The sequence below is a fragment of the Sphingomonas sp. Leaf67 genome, assembly GCF_001421965.1.
Taxonomy (GTDB): Bacteria; Pseudomonadota; Alphaproteobacteria; order Sphingomonadales; family Sphingomonadaceae; genus Sphingomonas.
In genome coordinates, this window is the sequence record NZ_LMLP01000020.1 from 73,652 (window position 1) to 93,507 (window position 19,856).

Sequence of the window (19,856 nt, forward strand, 5' to 3'; positions counted from 1 at the left end):
TCTTCAACGCCGATATGCCCTGCAACGGTGTCGGACCCAATCATCCGAAGGATGCAGATCACCTGTCGAAGCGCCGGCGCGCCCCCCGGAAACGCGGTATGTCACCTTCCCTATTGTGCAGCGCAGCATCCGCGCCATATCTTGTCTCAGCGGCCAGCGGATGCCGTGACGAGAAGGCGTACGCTCATGGTTTCGTTGTCCACCACCATTGCCCGTCTGTCGCGGATGCAGCAGCCCGGTTCGCAACCCGGCATGGCCGACCGGCTGCACGACCTGACCGGTTTCGCCCCCGATCCCGGCAATTTGCGCGCACGGATGTATGTGCCCGCCGACCTGAAGCCCGGCGCGGCGCTGGTCGTCGCGTTGCATGGCTGTACGCAGGATGCCGCGATCTACGACCATGGCACCGGCTGGTCGACGCTGGCCGAGCAGGAGGGTTTCGCGGTGCTGTTTCCCGAACAGCGTCGCGCGAACAACGCCAATATGTGTTTCAACTGGTTCGAAGCGGCGGACATCGCGCGGATCGGTGGCGAGGCCGAATCGATCGCGGCGATGATCGACGTGGCGATCGCCGCGCATGATATCGATCCGGCACGGGTGTTCGTCACCGGGCTGTCGGCCGGTGGGGCGATGACCGCGGTGATGCTGGCGGCATGGCCCGATCGCTTCGCCGCCGGCGCGATCATCGGCGGCCTGCCCTATGGCAGCGCGGTCGGGGTGCGGGCCGCACTGGAGCGGATGCGCGGCCAGTCGCTGCCCGATGCGCGCAGCGGCGCGGCGGCGGTGCGATCGGTCGCCGGCCGCGCGCCGATGCCGCGCGTCGCCATCTGGCACGGCACCGCCGATACGACGGTGGTCGTCGGCAATCTCGATGCGCTGGTCGCGCAGTGGTGCGGCGTCCACGACCTGTCGGATGCCACGCCGGAGACGACTGCCGAAACCGGCTGGCGTCACCGGGTGTGGCGCGACCAATCGGGCGCGCCGCTGGTCGAGGAGTGGCGCGTCGCCGGCATGGGCCATGGCGTGCCGGTCGACCCCGCCGGTGGCATCGGCCATGCCGGACCGTTCATGCTGGACGTCGGCCTGTCGAGCACCATCGAGATCGCGCGATCCTGGGGACTGACCGATGCGGTAGCGCAGGTCGCCACGCCCCGCCCGGCACGCACCATCCGGCCGGAGCCGATGCGGCCCGAGCCGACGCAGCAGCATCAGCAGCAGCAACAGACCGAAGTATCGGGCGTACAGGCGACCATCGAGCGCGCGCTGCGCAGCGCCGGGTTGATGCGCTGAGGCTTGCCGCATCGGGCGCGGTGCGGCACGGAACGGCATGTTCGTCCGCCCGCCCCGCCCCCGATCGCGTGCCTCGCGCGTCGCCGCCGATGACGCCGGCCGGCGTGGCGAACGGATCGCGGGCTGGTGGCTGCGGCTGAAAGGCTGGCGCATCCTCGCCCGCCGCGTAAAGACCAAGGCGGGCGAGATCGACTTGATCGCCCGCCGGGGCGGCATCGTCGCCTTCGTCGAAGTAAAGACCCGCGCCACCGCCGCCGATCTCAACCACGCCATCGACGAACGGCGTCTGGCGCGCGTCGCAGCAGCGGCCGAAATCCTCGCGCCGACCTATGCCGACGGGGCCGATATCCGCATCGACGTCATCCTGCTGGCCCCCGGCACACCGCCCCGCCATATCGAGAATGCTTGGATCGGATATTGAGCGAAGGCGGGGCGGGTATCGCCCAGTTGCGAAAATTGTCCGTCCCACGCAATATCGTCGCATGACGTTATTTTTGCTTGGAATGGTAGTCCTGATGAGCGGCGGGTTCACAGATCATCTGGCCGATCGAACCGCTCCGAGCCAGATTTCTCCCTCTGCACAAATCGAGACACCACCAAGTGTGAACAAAGTGGTTCTCATCAAAAGATTTCTTTGGGCGGTCGGCCGACAGGAGAAGCTGGATAGCGGCAGCTTCCTCGAGCGCTATGCCATGCCCGGCGGCCCACTCTGGCCGATCGGGCCAAACAGTCAACTGACCGAAGCCTTACTCAGCGGGTTCGAGCGGCGAATGTCGGCGCTTAAAAAAGCGTATGAGAAACGGCGTGCGTACTATCAGCGGGCGTATGAGGACCACGTGAACTGGGAGTTTACCGAAGAAGAACTAGCTACGATTGTAGCGTTTCTCGAGGGTCCGACGGGTAAGCATTACCTTGATGGTCGGTGGCGTATGGAGGCGTACTCGGAGACCAATACTGAGGACATCGAGCAAGAAATTGTGGCTGAGGCACAAGCCAGCCTGGCGGGATAGCAGACGCCCAGCCGTCCCCTGCATTCCTACTTTCCTACAGCGGCCATGCCTGCGACCATCATCGCTGGCCACCATCCGACCACTCTCTTTGACACCGCCGTATCGCCCCGATGCACCGTGCGCACGAACCGTGTGCGAGTGTGACTTTCGTGACCTTTGGTTCACCGCACCCCAGAACCGGTCGCCATTTTCCGGTTTCTCCCCCATCTCCGCGATGGTAGCATCGGCACAGTCCGATAGGCCCGGCGAACGACGACCGCCATACCGATAGGAAGGAGTATCCAGCCATGCTCTTGCTGTTGCTTGCCGCAATGACCGAACCTGCCGTGGTACCCCCGCCACCGCCGCCTCCGCCCGAGAAATGCGAGCGCGCCACCGTGCAGCATGCCGGCCTTGCCCCGCCCGCCCGGATACAGCCCTTGTCCAAAGAGCCGCCCGCTCGGCGGGAACTGGCGCTCGCCTATAGCGAGAACGGCTGCCTGAAGCCGGTCACCATCGCGAATGGCAAGCTGCGCAAGCTGCCCGACGCGAAATAGACCGCGAAGCAACCGACCGCCGTCCCGGCAGCGTCTATCCGAACCCCGGCACTTCCGGCGGGATCGCGGCGTTGCGCCAGCGTTCGACCGGTACGGCAACGCGCACCGTCCGGGCACCTTCGCCACGCTCGACCCGCTGGATCAGCGTCGCGCCCTGCTGCACCGTCTCGCCGATCGTCGCGCGGGTGCGGACCCAGAAATGGTCCGATTTGAAGCGGGTTCCCCCGGGTGCGGTCACGTCTTCGCGCGCCAGATCGTCCTTCGACAGATAGCCCTGCCGGTTGCGTAAGCCGATCAGCCGCTGCGCCTGCGCCGGTTCGAACAGTACCGCCATCAATTCGGGCGTCGCCGCGTTCAGGTTGATCGCGGTATCGCCGGGCAGCGCGGTCACCATCCGCGCCAGCAACTGCGCCTGTTCGGGCGGCAGGAAGACGGCAAGCGGCCGCAGATCCTGCACCGGCCCCTGTGCGCGGATCAGCGCGATCGCCGCCACCGCCTTGTCCTCTTCGATCCCCGCCGCGCGCGCGATGCGCAGGAACAGCAGCTGCGGGATCGGGTCCAGCTCGCGCCGCACCGAATTGACGTTGAAGCGCCCTTCGGCATCGGCGATGGTCAGGTCGAAGCGCCCGCCATCGATGGCAATGCCGTTTTCGCTGATGCCGCCCCATGGCTCGCCCGGATAATCGGCCTCGGGCGCGACCCGCGCGTCGCGCTGCAACGCCGACAGTGCCGACAATTCGCCGCCACGCACCACCGCCAATGCGCGCGCTGCCTCGCGCGAGCGGATCGAACGGTCGAGCGCCACCTCCTCGCGGTTGATCATCAACAGCACCAGCCCGCTGGCAATCGCCACGAACATCAACACGTTGACGAGGATCATGCCCCGTTCGCCCTCGGGTACCGCGCGCGTCATGTCGTCCTCGCCGGGATCGGCAGGGTGACGATCCGCCGCAGATTGCCGCCGCCGGGACCGCCGACCTGCAATTCGACGACCACCGCGCGGGGCCAGTCGAGCGAGCGGTCGGGCGCGGGCGGCCAGTTGTCGAGCCAGCCGCCGTCGAAATAGCGCCAGCGCGCGGCCGTCACCCGATCGAGCACCAGCTGCGCCCGCCCGTCGACGACACGCAGCAACTGTCCGCCGGCGATGCGATAGCCGACCCCGATCGCCGGCCCGCCCAGCCCCGGTGCGCTGCGCCGGAACCGCACGCCCGCCGCATCGCCGCCCATCGGCCCCGGCGCGATCTGGTCGAGATCGCTGGAGATCACCACCATCGCGCGTTGCAGGTCGGCCACCCGGTCGAGCCGCGCCTCGGTCCGGCCATCGACGCCGATGACGCTGTCGACCAATGCCAGCCCGGCGACCGCGATCAGCGCGAACAGCCCCAGCGAGATCATCAGTTCGAGCAGGGTGAAGCCCGCTTCCCCCGCGCGGCGCGGCGTCATGCCCCGCGGCTCTCCGCCACCTTCTGATACACGCCGTTGGTGGGGACGAGGATCGCGAAGTCGCGCGCGCAGCTGCCGTCCGAGCGGAAGCGGACGCGCCCGGTCACGCCGTCGAACCCGGCGTCGCGCAACACGCCTTCGCGGGTCATCGCATCGGCCTCGCGCAGCGTCTTCGCGATCATCGCCGCGTCATTGCCCAGCGCGGCGATCGCGCCGGGCCTGCCGCCGTTGCGCGCGGCATATTCGGTGGCAAAGGCGGCGAAGCGGTCGGGATCGGGGCTGGCGATCCACGCCCCCTCCAATGCGCCGACCGCATCGGCGCGGTAATCGAGCGCCTGTACCGTCGCCAGCAACTGGATGCCGCGCGTCTTGAGCGCCGGGGCCAGCGCCACCGCCGCGCCGGGCACGAACGCGGCATCGGCCTCGACGCTTGCCGGCAATCCCCCGTCGGTCACCGGCACGACGGTGATGCTCAGCCCCAGATCGGTCTCCGCCGCCTTGGCCGCCGCGACCGAGGCGCGCGACCATGGCGACCCGTCATCGACCGCCAGCACGCGGCGGATGCCGCGCGACCGGGCATAGCCAAGGATCGCCGACGTCGCCTGTGCCGGGGTGATGCCGAACACGAACGCCCCGCCGCCGCGCGCGCCTGCATCGTTGGTCAGTGCGACCACCGGCACGGCGACCGCCGCCGCGACCGCGCGGGTCTCGTCAGCCGACAGCGGCCCCAGCAGCATCGTCGCGCCGCCCTTCACCGCCGCCTGCGCGGCACGCACCGCACCGGCGGCGCTGCCACCGGTATCGATCACCGACAGCGCGGCGGCATCGGTTTCGGCGAGCCTCGCCGCATTGGCTATGCTAAGCCCCAGCGCGCTACGGTCTCCGGTCAGCGGAACCAGCAACGCGGCGGAGCGCCTGGCCCGGCGCGCAGCCAACAGGGGGGACGTGGCCCATGCCGCAGACGACAGCAGCACCGCATCCCGGAACAGCCCAAGCGCCGAACGTCGCGATCGCATCACCGGGTCTTTCGAGGTTGCAGGCACGCCGGCACAGTATCCGCTTCGCCGCCCTCGGCATAGCCTCGTTCGTCGTCGCGATCGTCGCGACGCTGCCCGCCAGCCTGATCGCCGGCAACAGCGACTGGCGCAGCGGCGTCGGCGGCACCGTATGGAACGGCGAGGTCGGCATCGCCGGGGGCAGCCGCCTCGAATGGCATTTCGCGCCGTTGCGCAGCCTGACCAGCCTCGGCTTCGCGGTGGACTGGACCGCGACCGGCCCTGACACCGATCTGGGCGGGCAGGTACTGATCCGGCCGGGCGGGGTGCGGCTCGACCGGGTGGCGGGATCGGCCGATGCGTCGCTGCTCGCGGCGTTGCAGCCCAACCTGCCCTTTGCCTGCGACATGCCGTGGCAGGTCGATATTCCGGTCCTGTCGACGATCGCCGGGTCGGCGATGGCCGAGGGCCGCGTCGCAATCGAACCGGGCAGTTGCGTGACCCGGCCGGGCAATGTCGCGACCCCCACCCCGGCGATGCTGCTGACCGCCGACCATATCGGCCGGCAATCGCGTATCCGACTGGTCCCCGACGGTCAGCGCCGCCGCACGTTGATGGATGCGACGATCAGCGAGGATGGCAGCCTGCGCTTCACGATGACCGGCGACGGGGCGGCGATGCTGCCGTTCACCGGCCTGCCCGGTGGGGCGAGCGTGCAGGGCAGTTTCTGACCCTGCCGCGTCCGGGGTAATCCCTTAGCGCGGCGGCAGCGCGAAGGGATCGTCGCCGCGTTCCTTCGATTCGGTCAGCAGCTCGTCGCTGCGCGACGGGCGTTGCTGCGTCGTCGGTGTCAGCAGGTCGGCGGAGGTCGGCGTCGCCGTCGCGCCATAGGGCGCGGGCGGTAGCGACGCATTCTCGCGCGGGCGCAGGTCGCGACGCTGACCACAACCGGCCAGCGCCAGCATAATGCCGAGGAACGCGAGGGCGCGCATCACTGGCCCCGCGCGGCGGCGATGGCCTCGCGGACCCGTTCGGGCGCGGTGCCGCCAAAGCTCTTGCGACTGGCCACCGACGCATCGACGCTCAGCACGTCGAAGATGCCGGCATGGATGCGGTCGTCGATGCCGGTCAGGTCGTCGAGGGTGAGCCCGTCGAGCCGGCAACCCCTGTCCTCGGCCAGCTTGACCGCGCGACCGGTGATGTGATGCGCCTCGCGGAACGGCACCCCCGCTTCGCGCACCAGCCAGTCGGCAAGGTCGGTGGCGGTCGAAAAGCCGGTTTCGGCCGCCGCGCGCATGCGTTCGGGGCGGAAGGTCGCGCTTTCGATCATGCCGGTCATCGCCGCGATCGACAGCGCGAGCAGGTCGGTCGCCTCGAACACCGGCGGCTTGTCGTCCTGCATGTCCTTCGAATAGGCGAGCGGCAGGCCCTTCATCGTCACCATCAGCGACGTCATGCAGCCCATGATCCGCCCGCTATGCCCGCGCACCAGTTCGGCGGCATCGGGATTGCGCTTCTGCGGCATGATCGAGCTGCCGGTCGACCATTGGTCGCTCAAGGACACGAAACCGAACATCTGCGACGCCCAGATCACGAACTCTTCGGCGAGGCGCGACAGGTGCAGCGAGCATTGCACGGCGGCGGTCAGATATTCGATCGCGAAGTCGCGGTCGCTGACCGAATCGAGCGAATTGACCGTCGGCCCGGCAAAGCCCAGCGCCTGCGCCGTCGCATGACGATCGAGCGGAAAACCGGTCCCGGCCAGCGCCGCCGATCCCAGCGGATTGTAGTTCAGCCGGGCGCGGCAATCGGCGAAGCGCCCGCGATCGCGCGCGACCATGGTATGATAGGCCATCAGGTGATGGCCCAGCGTCACCGGCTGCGCGACCTGCAAATGGGTGAAGCCGGGCATGACCGTCGCCGCATGTTCCTCGGCCCGCACCAGCAACGCCGACTGTAACTGGCCGAGTGCGGCATCGACCGCGTCGATCGCGTCGCGGGTCCATAGCCGGAAATCGGTCGCGACCTGATCGTTGCGCGATCGTGCGGTATGCAGCCGCCCCGCGACCGGCCCGATCTTCTCGGCCAGCCGCGCCTCGGTCAGCATGTGGATATCCTCGAGCGTCAGGTCGTCGGGGACGCCGTGCTCGGCATAGTCCGCGGCAACCGCGTCCAGCCCGTCGAGGATCGTCACCACGTCCGCCGCATCGACGATGCCCTGCGCGCCCAGCATCGTTGCGTGCGCTTTGGACCCGGCGATATCCTGTCGCCACATTCGCTTGTCGAAGGGGATCGAGGCGTTTATCTCACGCATCACCGCCGACGGGCCTTCGGCGAAGCGCCCGCCCCACATGCTGTTGGAGCTTCCCATGCGCCCGGTAATCGCGCTTCTCCTTGGACTGAGCCTGTTCGTCGGCGCTTGCGATAAGCGAGCCGCCGCGCCGGAGCAAGCGGCGGCTGAAGGGGACGGCACCGTTCCCGACGTCGCCGCCCCTGCCAACACCGCCACCCCCGCCGCCGCGGCGAAGGTCGACCGCAGCCACAAGGGCGAGGCCATGCCCGCCTACCAGTTTCAGGACGGCGCGGGGAAGCCGTTGACGCTCGCCGATTTCCGCGGCAAGCCGGCACTGGTCAATCTGTGGGCGACGTGGTGCGCGCCGTGCGTCCACGAAATGCCGACACTCGACGCGCTGGCCGCGCGGGAAAAGGCGTCGTTGCAGGTCGTCACCGTCTCGCAGGACATGGAGCCGGACAAGGTCCAGCCGTTTCTGACGACCCGAAAGCTGGCGAATCTGGTGGCCTATCGCGACGCGGACCTCAAATTCTCGACCGGCATGAGTGTCAGCCTGCCGACGACGATCCTGTACGATGCGTCGGGCAAGGAAGTGTGGCGCGTGACCGGCGGCATGGACTGGGCCGGGGCGGATGCGGCGAAGCTGATCGGCGAGGCGAAGGGCTGACCAGGTCACTCGTTCCCGCGCAGGCCGGGAATCCATTGCCGCCATTGTCGCCGATCAAGGCGAAATGTTGGTGGGTATGGATTCCCGCCTTCGTAGGAATGACGTCGCCCGTGCTTGTTACCGGTCCGGCGCGCGTTCCGCTGGCGGCGCCCCGGCCCCTTCCCCCGCCGCATCGTCGTCGAAATTCTCGCCCTGCGCGCCGCCGCCGGCATTGGCGCCGCTGCCATGGACCTCACCATTCGGACCGATCGAGGCGCGGCGACCGGCCTCGGGCGGGATTTCGCGGCCGTCCGCTGCCGGAGCGACGCCGGGGGCACGCGCTTCGGCCGCAGCCTGCTGCGCCTGTCGCTCGGGCGAATATTCCTGCCCCGAATGGCCGGTCGGATTGTCGAAGGCGTTGCGCGGTGCGATCCGTTCGGGATCGACCTCGGGGTGTGCGGGGGTGTCGGCCATGGTTAGTCTCCTTGACCGACATAACCGCTTCACATCAGACGGCGTTCCCCGGCTTGGCACGCGGTTCAAACCGGTCGCGCAGCCGCAGACCGATGAACAGCATCGTCGGCCAGAACATGGTGTTGAGGATGTCGAGCGACGTATCCTCCCAGCGCCACGATCCCCAGTAAATGCGGTCGAGCACCTCGTTTCCCAGTTCGGCCAGCGCCACCACCGCCAGCGGCACCGGCGTCGACAGTCGATAGCCGGTGACGATGCGGGTGATCAGCAGCACCGCCATGCCGGCATGGACATGCAACAGGCTGTCGGCCATGCCGGTGCCATCGCCGATCGCCTGAATCAGCCGGGCGTAGAGTGCGGGAATATCCATTGTCGCCCGATGGGCCAGCTTGACCGGAGTCTCAAGCGGTTTGCGTCAATCGCGGTTGAGGCGCGCGGTAACCTGCGGATCCAGCACCGACATGATGAAGTAGGCACCGGCCTGTTTGACCCGCGCCCACCAGCCCGACCGTTGGCGGTGCAGCTGGCGGGTGACGCGCTGCGAATCGGCGACCTCGCGATCCATATAGGCGCGCAGATGTGCCGCGAACGCCGCATCCTCGACGCGCAGCATCAGCTCCATGTTCAGGAACATCGATCGCATGTCGAAATTAGCCGACCCGATATGTACCGCATCGTCGGCGAGGAAGAGTTTGGTGTGCAGCTTGGTCGGCTGATATTCGTACAGCTCGATCCGGTGGCGCAGCAGGTTGCGATAGGTGAAGCGCGCCGCGAGCAGGGCGATGGCATGGTCGGTCTTGGCGGGCACGACGATCCGTAGCCGGGTCCGCTTCGCCGCCTTGTCCAGCCGCCGCATCATCAGCGGGCCGGGCGCGAAATAGGCGGCGATCATGTCGATGCGCTCGCTGGTGCGGATCTCGTGCTTCACCGTCCGCGCCCATGGCGACAGCCGCCGCGACGGACCACCGAGCAGCCAGCGGACCGGGCCGCTGTCCTCACTCCATTCCCGCAACATCCGCGACAATTTGCGCAACGGCGCACCGGGCAGCGCGATCCATGCCTTCAACGCATCGAAATAGCCTGCCAGCCGCCCCGCCGCCGGCCCTTCGACCAACAGGCCCAGATCGCGCCACGCCTGTTGCTCGACGGTACCGAAATAGGCGTCCTCGACATTGAAGCCGCCGACGATCACCCGCAGGTCGTCGGCCAGCGCCAGCTTCTGATGATTGCGCAACAGATACCGCCGCCCGATCCGCGGCACGAAGACGCAGACTTCGCCGCCCGCCTCGCGCAGCGGCCCGAAAAAGCCGCGACTCGCTGCCGCCTCCGCACCCAGCCCGTCGACGATCAGCGAGACCCGCACCCCGCGCCGCGCCGCCGCGACCAGTGCATCGCGGACCCGGGTGCCGGCGGCATCCTCTTCCCAGATATAGAACAGGATGCGCAGCGACCGGCGCGCGCCGTCAATCAACGCGAGCAACGCTTCGAGCCGCGCAGGGCCTTCGGTCAGCAGCGTCAGGCGATTTCCAGCCACGGTAAAAACAGGTTCGTCCGTGCCGTCCATGCCCTCGTCCATCCGTTGCCCCACCGTAACGGCCGGGGCCGTGGCGAGTTTCATTGACTTCCGACCGGGCGGCGCGTAGGCAGCACGCTTTACGATACCCTCCGTTCTTGCAAGGAAGGCGTTTCATGGCGCGCGTCACCGTCGAGGATTGCGTCGACAAGATCCCCAACCGTTTCGACCTGGTGTTGATGGCCGCTCAGCGCGCCCGCCAGATTTCGGGCGGTGCCGAACTGACCCTCGATCGCGACCGCGACAAGAATCCGGTCGTGGCGCTGCGCGAGATCGCCGAGGAGAACATCACTCCCGACCATCTGCGCGAGTCGGTAATCACGTCGATGCAGAAGGTGCAGATCGACGATGAGGAAGCACCGGACGAACTGGGTTCGCTGGCCGCATCGGCAGAGGCGCTGCGCCTCACCGCCGCCGCCCCGCCGCGCAACCAGAATGTCGGCGGCGATTACGACGGCTGAGGCGGTCGGGTTTCCTTGATACGAAAGGGGCGGTCCTGCGGGGCCGCCCTTTTCGTTCGTGGAATGGGAAAGCGGGGAGACCGCCGACAACCGGTTTCGTCACTCCCGCGCAGGCGGGAGTCCATAAACGCTGCCGCTGCTGATCGACCCGACAGGTCGGCGCATATGGATTTCCGCCTGCGCGGGAATGACGAAATTCGGCTAGTCCCGCCGCGCACCCGGTCGGCTGCCCAGTGCATCGAGCGCATCGGCATTCCGCCGCCCCCAGTCATAGAGCAGCGTCACCGGCTCGACGAAGCGACAGCCAAGGTCCGTCAGCCGATATTCGACCGCCGGCGGCATCACCGCCTGCACCTCGCGCTCGATCAGGCCGATGGCTTCCATCTCACGCAGCGTCTGCGTCAGCATCTTCTTCGAAATGCCCGGCAGGCTGCGCAGCAAGATGCCGGTCCGCGCCGCTCCGCCATGGCGGGTGTGCAGCGTGTGCAGCACCATGCTGGTCCATTTGGTCGCGAACAGCGACAGGACGCGGCGCGGCGCGCAATCCTCACGCCATTCGGTTTCGTCCGATCCGGGCTGCATGACTGGGTACCTTCTGGTGCCTGGGGGCGGTTCCGGTGCCGTCTTCAACCCCGGTGCGATCGTGCCTAGCTGACTGACTTCGTTCGGCAAAGGAAGTTTGGATATGACGAAGACGGCGTTGGTGGTGGGGGCGAGCGGCATCGTCGGCAGCGCGACCGCGACGCTGCTGAACGCGCAAGGCTGGGCGGTACACGGCCTTGCGCGCCGCCCGGTCGAACAGGACGGCGTCCGCCCGGTCGCGGCCGACCTGACCGACCCGGCATCGACGCGCGCGGCACTGGCCGGTCTGCGTCCCGATGCGGTGTTCATCACCACCTGGGCACGGCAGGCCAGCGAGGCGGAAAATATTCACGTTAACGGGGCCATGGTCCGCAACCTGCTCGACGCCCTGCCCGCCAGCGACGCCCCGCGCCATGTCGCGCTGGTCACCGGCCTGAAGCACTATTTGGGGCCGTTCGAGGCGTACGCTCAGGGCAAGCTGCCGCAGACGCCGTTCCGCGAGGATCAGCCGCGCCTCGACATCGCCAATTTCTATTATGCGCAGGAGGACGAACTGTTCGCCGCCGCCGCGCGCGACGGTTTTACGTGGAGCGTCCACCGCCCGCACACCGTGATCGGCAAGGCGATCGGCAATGCGATGAACATGGGCACCACGCTGGCGATCTATGCGACGCTCTGCCGCGACGCCGGACGGCCGTTCGTCTTTCCGGGATCGGCGGCGCAGTGGCAGGGGCTGACCGACATGACCGACGCCGGGCTGCTCGCCGAACATCTGCTGTGGAGCGCCGAGACCGACGCCGCGCACGATCAGGCGTTCAATGTGGTGAACGGCGACGTCTTCCGCTGGCAATGGATGTGGGCGCGCATCGCCGACTGGTTCGGGGTCGAGGCTGCTCCGTTCGACGGCACGGTGCGCCCGTTGGCCGAACAAATGGCCGACGATGCGCCGCGCTGGGCGAATATCGCCGAGCGCCATGGCTTGGCCGAGGCCGATCTGAACCGGTTGGCCTCGCCATGGCATAGCGACGCCGATCTCGGTCGCCCGATCGAGGTGGTCGCCGACATGTCGAAAAGCCGGCGACTGGGCTTCACCGGCTATCGCGCGACCGACGACGCGTTCTTCGCACTGTTCGAACGGCTGCGCGCCGACCGGATCATTCCGTGACGTCGTACGGGGACGGTTCGTCCGTCCCCGCCCTCTCCGCGGTTCCCGTATCGCGCCGGCCCTTGAAGTTCGTCGCGATGACATACCATTCCGAAGAGTCCTTGCGGCTCGCCGGCGGCTTGGCATGCTTCACCACCTGGAAATTGCGCTTCAGCTCGACGACCAGTTCGTTGTCGGCCCCGCCCGCCAGCACCTTTGCGACGAAATCGCCGCCGGGACGCAGGATTTGGCAGGCGAACATCACCGCCGCCTCGACCAACGCCATGGTGCGCAGGTGATCGGTCTGCGGATGGCCGACGGTGTTGGCCGCCATGTCGGACAGGACGAGGTCCGCCTCGCCGCCCAGTTCCTCGCGCAGCCGGTCGGGCGCGTGATCGGCCAGAAAGTCCATCTGCAGGATCGTCACCCCGTCGATCGGGTCGACCGGCAACAGGTCGATGCCGACCACGGTGCATTCCGGCCGGACCTTGCGCACGACCTGCGTCCAGCCGCCCGGCGCGATGCCGAGGTCGACGACGCGCTTGACGCCGCGCAACAGCTTGAACCGTTCGTCGAGTTCGATCAGCTTGTACGCAGCGCGGCTGCGATAGCCCTCCGCGCGCGCCTTCTTCACATAGGGGTCGTTCAACTGGCGTTCGAGCCAGCGTGTCGACTGGGCCGAGCGCGCGCGTGCGGTACGCACACGCTGCCGGCCGGGGGGGCTTCCGCGGGTCATCGGGTTCCTGCCATCAAACGACGCAGGATTCCTTCGCGAATCCCACGGTCGGCAATCCCTAGCCGCTCGGCGGGCCAGAGCGCCAGAATCGATTCAAGGATCGCGCAACCGGCAACGACCAGATCGGCGCGTTCGCTGCCGATACAGGGCACCGTGCCGCGCTGCGCCAGATCCATCCCCGCCAGCCGCTGGCTGACCGCCAGCATCGCGTCGGCGGGTACGATCAGCCCATCGATCTGCGACCGGTCGTAGGCGGGCAGGCCCAGATGGACGCTCGCCAGCGTCGTCACCGTGCCGCTGGTACCCAGTAGCCGGCGGGGCTGGTCGGTATCCGGCAGGCGCCTTGCGAAGGGCGCGAAGCTTTCCTCGACACAGGCGCGCATCCGTTCATAGGCACCCGACGCCATCGGTGCGGCGCGACCGCCGCCCAGGCTCTCGGTCAACGATACCACCCCCCATGGTGCCGAATGCCAGTCGAGCACGCGCGGCACCGGCGCGGTCGCATCGAGCAGCACCAGTTCGGTCGATCCCCCGCCGATATCGAACACCAGAGCCGGCCCGGTACCGGGTTCGAGCAGCGCATGGCAGCCCAGCACGGCAAGGCGCGCCTCTTCCTCGGCCGTAATGATGTCGAGATGGATGCCGGTTTCGGCCAGCACGCGCTCGACGAAGGCCGGCCCGTTGGTCGCCCGCCGGCACGCCTCGGTCGCGACCGAACGGGCGAGCGTCACGTCGCGACGCTTCAGCTTTTCGGCACAGATCTTCAGCGCGGCGACGGTGCGGTCCATTGCGAGGTCGGACAGGCGGCCGGTCGCCGCCAGCCCCTCGCCTAGCCGGACGATCCGCGAAAAGGCATCGACGACGGCAAAGCCGTCCCCCTGCGGCCGGGCGATCAGCAGCCGGCAGTTATTGGTGCCAAGGTCGAGCGCGGCATAATGACGCGCGCCCGGCCAGCGCGGACGCGCTGGCGTATTCGGTGCCGGGCGGGAAGCGGCACGTGCTCCCCGGTGCGGCAACCGGGCGGACAAATCCCCCATGCCGTCACTCGCTTATATTCTATCCGTCACGGCCGAACGCCGCTCGGTGCTTGGATTTCAACGTAGCGAAGCCGGTCGCGATCGACAAGGCACCCGGACAAATCGTGCGATTCTTCGTTGACATGCCCGCCCGTCCAGCCTAACCGACCGCCCTCGCTGCGACGCTGCCCTGTCGTCTAAAGGTAAGACTACGGACTCTGACTCCGTTAATTGAGGTTCGAATCCTCACGGGGCATCCAGCGAACTACCAAAATCGACGGTATTCCGAGGCGTTAGGCCTTTGGCTTGGCTAACCTCTCGATTTGGTTAGCCATTACCTTAGACATTGCGGCGTCCGCACGGTCTGCGCGATTGGCATCGCCGGCGTAGCGCAGATACTCCTTCACGCTCTTGTGACCGGTAATCGCCATCCCCTCTTCGCTGGTGCAACCAGCTTCGCGGCAACGCCGCGCTGCTGATTTTCGCAGACCGTGCGGTGAGCAGTGCGGTAGGCCCGCAGCGATGCAGGCCTTCTTGATCATCCCGTAAAAGCCTTTGGGGGTGAAAGGCTCGCCGTCGCGGGTTTCGATCAGCGTCTTCCGCCCTAGGGGACCGGCGTGCAGGGCTTGCGCCAATGGCTCCACCACGGGCACGTCAACAGCGTTGGTCGTCTTGCTCTGGTTCAGTTGGATGCGACCGGAGCGGATCGTCTCATGAGTCATGTAGCGAACGTCCCCGCTCCGCTGGCCGCCGTAGAGAAGCATCGCGAACGCGAGACGGGGTTTGGTGCCTAATGGATGTTTCGCCTCGAACTGGGCGAGCTCGTCCTCTGTCCAACGGTGATACCCGATGGTTTCTGCTTTCGGGGGCTTAGTATCTCGAACCGGGTCAAAGCCGTGAGGCACGAGCTTCCCCCGGCGCGCGATCACGAACAGTTGAGCGAGCAGTTTCCGCAACCGGGCAGCGGCGTGCGGCTTATGCCGCATAGCGTTCATCAAGCGGGCAATACGTTCGGCATCGAACGCCCGCATCGCCGTGTCGCCAAAGGCGTCGCGAAATCGTTCGAGGACACCACGATACACCGTTTGGGTTGCCGGCCTCAGATCCTGGAACGCGTTGTCCGAATAGTAGCGTGCGATGACGTCAGAGACGCTGCCAGGAATAATGCGATCGCCGCCGACCGGCACCGGTTCGGCATCGAGGCATGCCGCATACTCCCGCTCGAACGCTTTCGTCCCGACCGGTTCGCGAAAATAGTAGGTAGCATAGCCCTTCCGCCGAAAGCGGTAGCGGCGCTTACCGTGGCGGTCGAGAAAGCTTGAAACATACGCGAGCTTCTTTGGCATCATAGGGATCCGAAAGCGTCCAAGCGGGCGTCGAGGTCGCTTGGATCAGTGTGGAGCGATAGTTCGACGGCTGTCATTTGAATCGTCACGCCGCCCTTGCCGTCGATGCGACCATGGATGGTCACCCGTTCCTCGCGAGCGATCCGTGCCCAGCGCCGAAGATCGGCTTCCCGGATAAGTGCCCGAACAGCCATTATCGAACCTCACGGTGGGCTGAGGAATTTGAGTGGTTCACTTCGCGGCTCCCGCCTGTTCGAAGCACCAGCAGTGCAGGATGCGATCGGCACGCGAGTTGACGGTCTTGGCGCCGACGAACTTGCGGATGCGCGATGTCTTGAGGTGGCGCTTGAGCTCGAGCATCGGCGGTAGGGGCAACCGACGCTCGCCACAGATCTGCTCGAACTGGGTCAGGTTGACCGCGATCACGTCCGGGTTGCGACTGTGGTCGATCGGACTGCTGAAGCCGGGCGGCTCGCAGCCCTGGATGTAGTCGAACCGTTCCCAGAACAGTTCGACCATCGGATGGTCACCCGCGATCGCCCGCTGCCGCTCAAGCAACATCCGCTCGATAAGCTGGCGCGCGGCCTGGTGGTCACGCGACTGGATCGGCACGATCGTCGCCAGCGCGTCGAGCATGCCGACGAGCTGGGCGTGGTTCTTGGCAAGACGCCCGTTGCGAACCTCAGGCTGCGCCAGCATCGCCTTCTCAGCAGTCTGAAAGCTCTGCCGGTAGACCTTGAGTAGCTCGGCTTCCCGCCGCGCGACATGAACGATGAACCCTGAGACGTCTTCGATCGGCATCCGAGCGAGCGTCTCGGCGGCGGCCTTAGTGTTTGGCCCCCAACCAGTCTTGTCGAACTCCATGTGCATGATTCGCTCGAGGATGGCAGGTGATGCGTTGACCGGGTCGTTCTGCTCGATGACGATCGCCCCGCGGAACGGCGGTTCAAAGGTCTCCATGCCGCCATTGGCGACGCCCCGGGCGCGGACCGAGCGGCCGTTGTACGCGGTCTTGAGCTCGTCCCATTCGAACCGTTTGGCGTGCGGCGTGGTGGCGTCGCGGTCGCCCTCCATCAGGACGACCGGCATGTTGGAGACCTTCCCGAGGATCCGCGCCATCGCGGCGGTGGTGGTCTTGGCCGGGTCGTTCCCCTCGAACCCGGCGCGGCCGTAGAGCTTCCAAAGGAACTCGATCAGCGTCGACTTGCCCGACCCCGGAATGCCGGTAATCTCGAGGAAGGCTAGGCTCTGCTGCTCGGCGCGGATCTGTTCGGCGAACAGCGCCCCGAACCAGAAGGCGAGCGTGACGAGCCCCTTGGGGCCATAGGCGGTAATCAGCGGCTCGACCCAGGCGGTGTTGAGCTGGTCCGGGTCGTAGCGGATGTGGCGCAGCAGCTGCTCGTTCGAGCGCAGCTTCACCGCGTGCCGGCCGAACTCGAAATAGTCGTCCTCGTTGCGCGTGACGACTCGGCCGCTGGCGACGCCGATATCGCCGAAGACGTACGCGCCATGCTCGGCCGAGTAGCCGGTGAAGTGGATTGCCTCGACGGTCTGGATGCCGGCCAGCTGGCGCTGCATGATCCGGTCGAGCTGCTGGGTCGTACCGGTCCAGATGCCGCCCGGGGCAAGGCTGATCAGCCGCTTCTTGAACTCGGCGCCGGCGGCGAGCGCCGCACCGGAAAAGGTCCCCTTAATGCGGTTCTGGCGGACCGGGAAGTCGACGCGCAGATAGTAGCAGCTGTCGTCGGTAGCTTCGTCCCGCTGATAGTACAGCGCGCGGAAGGTGCAGTTGGCGATCTCGCGCACCAGGCCAGCCTCCCGCGCCGCCAGCTCGCGCTTGGCTTCGGGGTCGAGGTCACGCACCTGCGGGTTGTCGGCATAGGACGCGATGGTCTCGGCGATGCGTGCCGCATCGAAGCTCGCCCAGAACTGGCGGGTCTCGAACACGAACGGAAAGCTCGCCCAGCCCTCGCGGCACCAGATCAGGTGCGCCTTGTCGATCGCGGTGCCAGCGATGAGGATGTCGCCATTCCACCGGTACGTGTCGAGCTTGTCGGCGCCGAGGCGATCGCGCAGCGCGAGGTCGTTCCAGTCGAGCTTGCCGCCCTCGCCTTCCGCGACCGGCTGCGCCGCGCCACATTCCCAGCCCTCGAGCCGTGCCTGCGCCACGAAGCGGCGGGTGTACTCCGCGCCTGCCTTGCCGACGTCGAACGCCCAGATGAGTTTGGGCCGCAGGTTCGGGGTCGGTCCGTTGGCAATCGCCTTGCGCAGCTCGGCCAGCGCCAGCGCCGGATAGTTGTAGCAGCTCATCGCCGACACAGCGATCACGCCGGTGTTGTTGAGCGCGATCGCGTCGAAGATGCCTTCGCATATCCATATCTCCAGCGCGCCAGCGAGCTTGGGCGTTGTTTGCCATGGCGGTGCCCACCAGTGGCCCGCATAGCTCTTGCCGGGCGCGAAGCGGGCCTTGCGGTCGAACCGCGAAGGCTGGTCGATCAGCCGCTCCCACCACCCGCCGCCCGGCAGCGCAAAGCGCACAGTGGCCGAGCCGATGTCGCCCTGGCGGAAATACTCCTGCGTGTACGCGTCGCGGATGCCGAGCAGCGACAGGCCGCGCCCGTGCTGCAGATAGGCATCGGCCGCCGCCGTCGGGTTGGCGTCGTTGGCCTGGTAGCGGTTGGACCAGTGGTCGAAGAGCTCAGGGTAATGGTCCTTTACATGGCCCTCCCACCCGCAGCGCTCGAGTCGGCCGCATTTGAGCAGCCACGGCTTCTCCGCTTTCGCGTAGACCTCGCGCTTCGAGCATTCCGGGCAGCGGCCCTTCTGCAGCCACGCACCATTGGTGACGAAGCCGAACTCGGCCATCAGCCTGGTGGTGACATCGGACAGCAGATCGGGGCGCATGGGATCCTGACAAGGCGATGCCGGTCCCGGAAAGCACGTGCGCTACCGGGTGGCGGAGAATGGAGAAGGTCGGAAGAGCAACAATGCGACCGGCACCGCCGGTCGGTCGTCAGAGGTTCAGCGGGTCAGTCCCGCCGGTGACAGGGACAGCAGCAGTTATCGTTGGCGGTATTCGGGCGATAGAAAACATCGCCCGGATTACATGCGACGGCGCCCGGCACAGCGGCTACCACCGCCCCTGCCGCACCATCGCGGGGATAGATGTCGGGACGCAGCAGATGACGCGAGACACCGGTACGCGCCTCGATCGCCAGCACCCGCGCGGCGGGCGCCTGCTTGTGCTTGTGGATCCAGCGAAACACCGAAGGCTGGCTGACGTCGCATACGGCGGCGATCTTGTTCTGGCCGCCGGCGATGCGAACCGCCTCCAGCAGCGCTTCGTGCGGGGTGAGGTGACCGGGGTCGGGAGGTAGCGTCTGCATAGGCGTACTATTAGCCACAGGAATACATTGGTCAATAGCCGCTATGTAGTAGCGCGCCATAACTGGAGTGATAGATGGACGGGATGACGCTCGCAACTCGCCTGAAGGCACGCATGGACGAAGTCGGCATGTCGCAGGCCGAACTGGCGCGACGGCTTGGCCTTGCCCAGCCCACCATCGCCAAGCTCGTGTCGGGCGCTTCGCAGCGGACCTCCCACCTCCACCGCATCGCTCGCGAGCTCAGCACCACGCCAGCCTATCTCATTGGCGAGACCGAAGATCCGTCCGAGGGGGCCGTGCCGCTGCCGACGCTCGAGACCGTGCTCGAGCAGTTCGGGCAAGTGTTCGTGCCGCTGCTCGACCTCAGCGAGCTCGTCGGCGGCCCGAGCACCACGACCACGCCGCGGTTCGAGCCGTTTCGGCGCGAGCGGATCGAGCCGATGATCCGCGGCCGCTTCGACCAGGTCTTCGCTTTCGAGATTCAGGGCGACGTCATGGAGCCGACGCTGCGCCTCGGCACACTGTGTCTCGTCGACCGGGCGCAGGACCGGATCGCGATGCAGGACGAGATCTACGTCGTTGCCGTCGAGGGCATGATCGCGGTCAAGCGCATCCGTGCCAAACCCGACGGCACCTTCGTGCTGATGGCGGATAACCGGGCGGTCCCGGATGACCAAGCCGAGACGGAAAATCTGCGCGTTATCGGGCGCCTCGTTTGGCGGGCCGATAGGCTGTGAGCTTCTTGGCCGCTGGGAATTTTCGATATGAGCCGAGTATGTGCGCGTGCCAGTATCGGTTGCGATAAGCGCAGATGACCCCGTTCATATCTTCGTCAACGGCTTAATGTTGGGCACGGCCGGACGTCCGGCCGTGCCAGTCACAACACAACGATTGATCAGGACGTTAAATTGATTCCACAGAAGCC

At 66.9% G+C, this 19,856-nt stretch carries 23 protein-coding genes and 1 tRNA gene; 10 read left to right on the plus strand and 14 right to left on the minus strand.

Annotation, left to right across the window (positions count from 1 at the left end; genetic code table 11):
• Window positions 1–186: 186 nt before the first annotated feature.
• The 4 genes from ASE90_RS11260 to ASE90_RS11275 all read left to right on the plus strand — a co-directional run bounded on the left by ASE90_RS11260 (window position 187) and on the right by ASE90_RS11275 (window position 2,836).
• A complete protein-coding gene (locus tag ASE90_RS11260; protein ID WP_056000375.1) occupies window positions 187–1,290 on the plus strand; it encodes an alpha/beta hydrolase family esterase in 1,104 nt (367 codons plus the stop codon).
• Window positions 1,291–1,327: 37 nt separating this feature from the next.
• Window positions 1,328–1,711 (plus strand): YraN family protein, encoded by a 384-nt coding sequence (locus ASE90_RS11265; protein ID WP_056000378.1) that lies wholly within the window; start codon window positions 1,328–1,330, stop codon window positions 1,709–1,711.
• 61 nt (window positions 1,712–1,772) lie between these two features.
• Entirely contained in the window at window positions 1,773–2,300 is a 528-nt protein-coding gene (locus ASE90_RS11270) for a DUF2059 domain-containing protein (RefSeq protein WP_156361545.1), read from the plus strand.
• 287 nt (window positions 2,301–2,587) lie between these two features.
• A complete protein-coding gene (locus tag ASE90_RS11275; RefSeq protein WP_056000384.1) occupies window positions 2,588–2,836 on the plus strand; it encodes a hypothetical protein in 249 nt (82 codons plus the stop codon).
• Window positions 2,837–2,870: 34 nt separating this feature from the next.
• Here ASE90_RS11275 and ASE90_RS11280 read toward each other — a convergent pair whose 3' ends face one another.
• The 3 genes from ASE90_RS11280 to ASE90_RS11290 are packed head-to-tail and all read right to left on the minus strand — an operon-like array spanning window position 2,871 to window position 5,295.
• Window positions 2,871–3,749, minus strand: a complete 879-nt coding sequence (locus tag ASE90_RS11280) for a general secretion pathway protein GspK (RefSeq protein ID WP_056000387.1) — start codon at window positions 3,747–3,749, stop codon at window positions 2,871–2,873.
• Window positions 3,746–4,279, minus strand: coding sequence for a type II secretion system protein GspJ (locus ASE90_RS11285; RefSeq protein WP_056000390.1), 534 nt, complete (start codon window positions 4,277–4,279; stop codon window positions 3,746–3,748). The genes ASE90_RS11280 and ASE90_RS11285 overlap by 4 nt, the downstream gene beginning before the upstream one ends.
• Window positions 4,276–5,295: a hypothetical protein gene (locus ASE90_RS11290; protein ID WP_056000393.1), complete on the minus strand. Its 1,020-nt coding sequence runs from the start codon at window positions 5,293–5,295 to the stop codon at window positions 4,276–4,278. The genes ASE90_RS11285 and ASE90_RS11290 overlap by 4 nt, the downstream gene beginning before the upstream one ends.
• Window positions 5,296–5,312: 17 nt before the next feature.
• Here ASE90_RS11290 and gspN point away from each other — a divergent pair, with 17 nt between their 5' ends.
• Window positions 5,313–6,005, plus strand: coding sequence for a type II secretion system protein N (gspN, locus tag ASE90_RS11295; RefSeq protein ID WP_235531773.1), 693 nt, complete (start codon window positions 5,313–5,315; stop codon window positions 6,003–6,005).
• A 24-nt stretch (window positions 6,006–6,029) separates the two neighbouring features.
• Here gspN and ASE90_RS11300 read toward each other — a convergent pair whose 3' ends face one another.
• Together ASE90_RS11300 and argH are read right to left on the minus strand one after the other, a co-directional pair.
• Entirely contained in the window at window positions 6,030–6,266 is a 237-nt protein-coding gene (locus tag ASE90_RS11300; RefSeq protein ID WP_056000396.1) for a hypothetical protein, read from the minus strand.
• A complete protein-coding gene (gene argH / locus ASE90_RS11305; RefSeq protein ID WP_056000399.1) occupies window positions 6,266–7,627 on the minus strand; it encodes an argininosuccinate lyase in 1,362 nt (453 codons plus the stop codon). The genes ASE90_RS11300 and argH overlap by 1 nt, the downstream gene beginning before the upstream one ends.
• 16 nt (window positions 7,628–7,643) lie before the next feature.
• Here argH and ASE90_RS11310 point away from each other — a divergent pair, with 16 nt between their 5' ends.
• Window positions 7,644–8,234, plus strand: a complete 591-nt coding sequence (locus tag ASE90_RS11310; protein WP_235531774.1) for a TlpA family protein disulfide reductase — start codon at window positions 7,644–7,646, stop codon at window positions 8,232–8,234.
• Window positions 8,235–8,351: 117 nt separating this feature from the next.
• On the opposite strand, the gene ASE90_RS11315 is transcribed toward ASE90_RS11310, so the two are convergent.
• The 3 genes from ASE90_RS11315 to ASE90_RS11325 are packed head-to-tail and all read right to left on the minus strand — an operon-like array spanning window position 8,352 to window position 10,251.
• A complete protein-coding gene (locus ASE90_RS11315; RefSeq protein WP_056000405.1) occupies window positions 8,352–8,687 on the minus strand; it encodes a hypothetical protein in 336 nt (111 codons plus the stop codon).
• A gap of 34 nt (window positions 8,688–8,721) precedes the next feature.
• Window positions 8,722–9,057 (minus strand): hypothetical protein, encoded by a 336-nt coding sequence (locus ASE90_RS11320; RefSeq protein WP_056000408.1) that lies wholly within the window; start codon window positions 9,055–9,057, stop codon window positions 8,722–8,724.
• 45 nt (window positions 9,058–9,102) lie between these two features.
• Window positions 9,103–10,251, minus strand: coding sequence for a phospholipase D-like domain-containing protein (locus tag ASE90_RS11325; RefSeq protein WP_056000834.1), 1,149 nt, complete (start codon window positions 10,249–10,251; stop codon window positions 9,103–9,105).
• 125 nt (window positions 10,252–10,376) lie between these two features.
• Between ASE90_RS11325 and rpoZ the strand changes: the two genes are divergently transcribed.
• Window positions 10,377–10,721: a DNA-directed RNA polymerase subunit omega gene (rpoZ, locus tag ASE90_RS11330; protein ID WP_055758348.1), complete on the plus strand. Its 345-nt coding sequence runs from the start codon at window positions 10,377–10,379 to the stop codon at window positions 10,719–10,721.
• A 201-nt stretch (window positions 10,722–10,922) separates the two neighbouring features.
• Here rpoZ and ASE90_RS11335 read toward each other — a convergent pair whose 3' ends face one another.
• The gene (locus ASE90_RS11335; RefSeq protein WP_056000411.1) at window positions 10,923–11,303 is read right to left on the minus strand and encodes a winged helix-turn-helix transcriptional regulator; all 381 of its coding nucleotides are present in this window, start codon (window positions 11,301–11,303) and stop codon (window positions 10,923–10,925) included.
• Window positions 11,304–11,406: 103 nt separating this feature from the next.
• Here ASE90_RS11335 and ASE90_RS11340 point away from each other — a divergent pair, with 103 nt between their 5' ends.
• The gene (locus ASE90_RS11340) at window positions 11,407–12,468 is read left to right on the plus strand and encodes an SDR family oxidoreductase (protein WP_056000414.1); all 1,062 of its coding nucleotides are present in this window, start codon (window positions 11,407–11,409) and stop codon (window positions 12,466–12,468) included.
• On the opposite strand, the gene ASE90_RS11345 is transcribed toward ASE90_RS11340, so the two are convergent.
• Both ASE90_RS11345 and ASE90_RS11350 read right to left on the minus strand, forming a co-directional pair.
• The gene (locus ASE90_RS11345) at window positions 12,458–13,183 is read right to left on the minus strand and encodes an RlmE family RNA methyltransferase (RefSeq protein ID WP_056000417.1); all 726 of its coding nucleotides are present in this window, start codon (window positions 13,181–13,183) and stop codon (window positions 12,458–12,460) included. The genes ASE90_RS11340 and ASE90_RS11345 overlap by 11 nt on opposite strands.
• Window positions 13,180–14,220: a Ppx/GppA phosphatase family protein gene (locus ASE90_RS11350; RefSeq protein WP_082449738.1), complete on the minus strand. Its 1,041-nt coding sequence runs from the start codon at window positions 14,218–14,220 to the stop codon at window positions 13,180–13,182. The genes ASE90_RS11345 and ASE90_RS11350 overlap by 4 nt, the downstream gene beginning before the upstream one ends.
• A 165-nt stretch (window positions 14,221–14,385) precedes the next feature.
• Here ASE90_RS11350 and ASE90_RS11355 point away from each other — a divergent pair.
• Window positions 14,386–14,459 (plus strand) — tRNA-Gln (locus tag ASE90_RS11355).
• 33 nt (window positions 14,460–14,492) lie between these two features.
• On the opposite strand, the gene ASE90_RS11360 is transcribed toward ASE90_RS11355, so the two are convergent.
• The 3 genes from ASE90_RS11360 to ASE90_RS11375 all read right to left on the minus strand — a co-directional run bounded on the left by ASE90_RS11360 (window position 14,493) and on the right by ASE90_RS11375 (window position 18,931).
• On the minus strand, window positions 14,493–15,545 hold the full coding sequence (locus tag ASE90_RS11360) for a tyrosine-type recombinase/integrase (RefSeq protein WP_235531776.1): 1,053 nt from the start codon (window positions 15,543–15,545) through the stop codon (window positions 14,493–14,495).
• A 231-nt stretch (window positions 15,546–15,776) separates the two neighbouring features.
• Window positions 15,777–18,449 carry a toprim domain-containing protein gene (locus ASE90_RS11370; RefSeq protein ID WP_056000427.1) on the minus strand — a complete coding sequence of 891 codons (2,673 nt, stop codon included), beginning with the start codon at window positions 18,447–18,449 and terminating at the stop codon, window positions 15,777–15,779.
• 125 nt (window positions 18,450–18,574) lie between these two features.
• A complete protein-coding gene (locus tag ASE90_RS11375; protein ID WP_056000429.1) occupies window positions 18,575–18,931 on the minus strand; it encodes a transcriptional regulator in 357 nt (118 codons plus the stop codon).
• Between the two features lie 74 nt (window positions 18,932–19,005).
• Between ASE90_RS11375 and ASE90_RS11380 the strand changes: the two genes are divergently transcribed.
• Window positions 19,006–19,668: an XRE family transcriptional regulator gene (locus ASE90_RS11380; RefSeq protein ID WP_082449740.1), complete on the plus strand. Its 663-nt coding sequence runs from the start codon at window positions 19,006–19,008 to the stop codon at window positions 19,666–19,668.
• Window positions 19,669–19,856 lie beyond the last annotated feature (188 nt).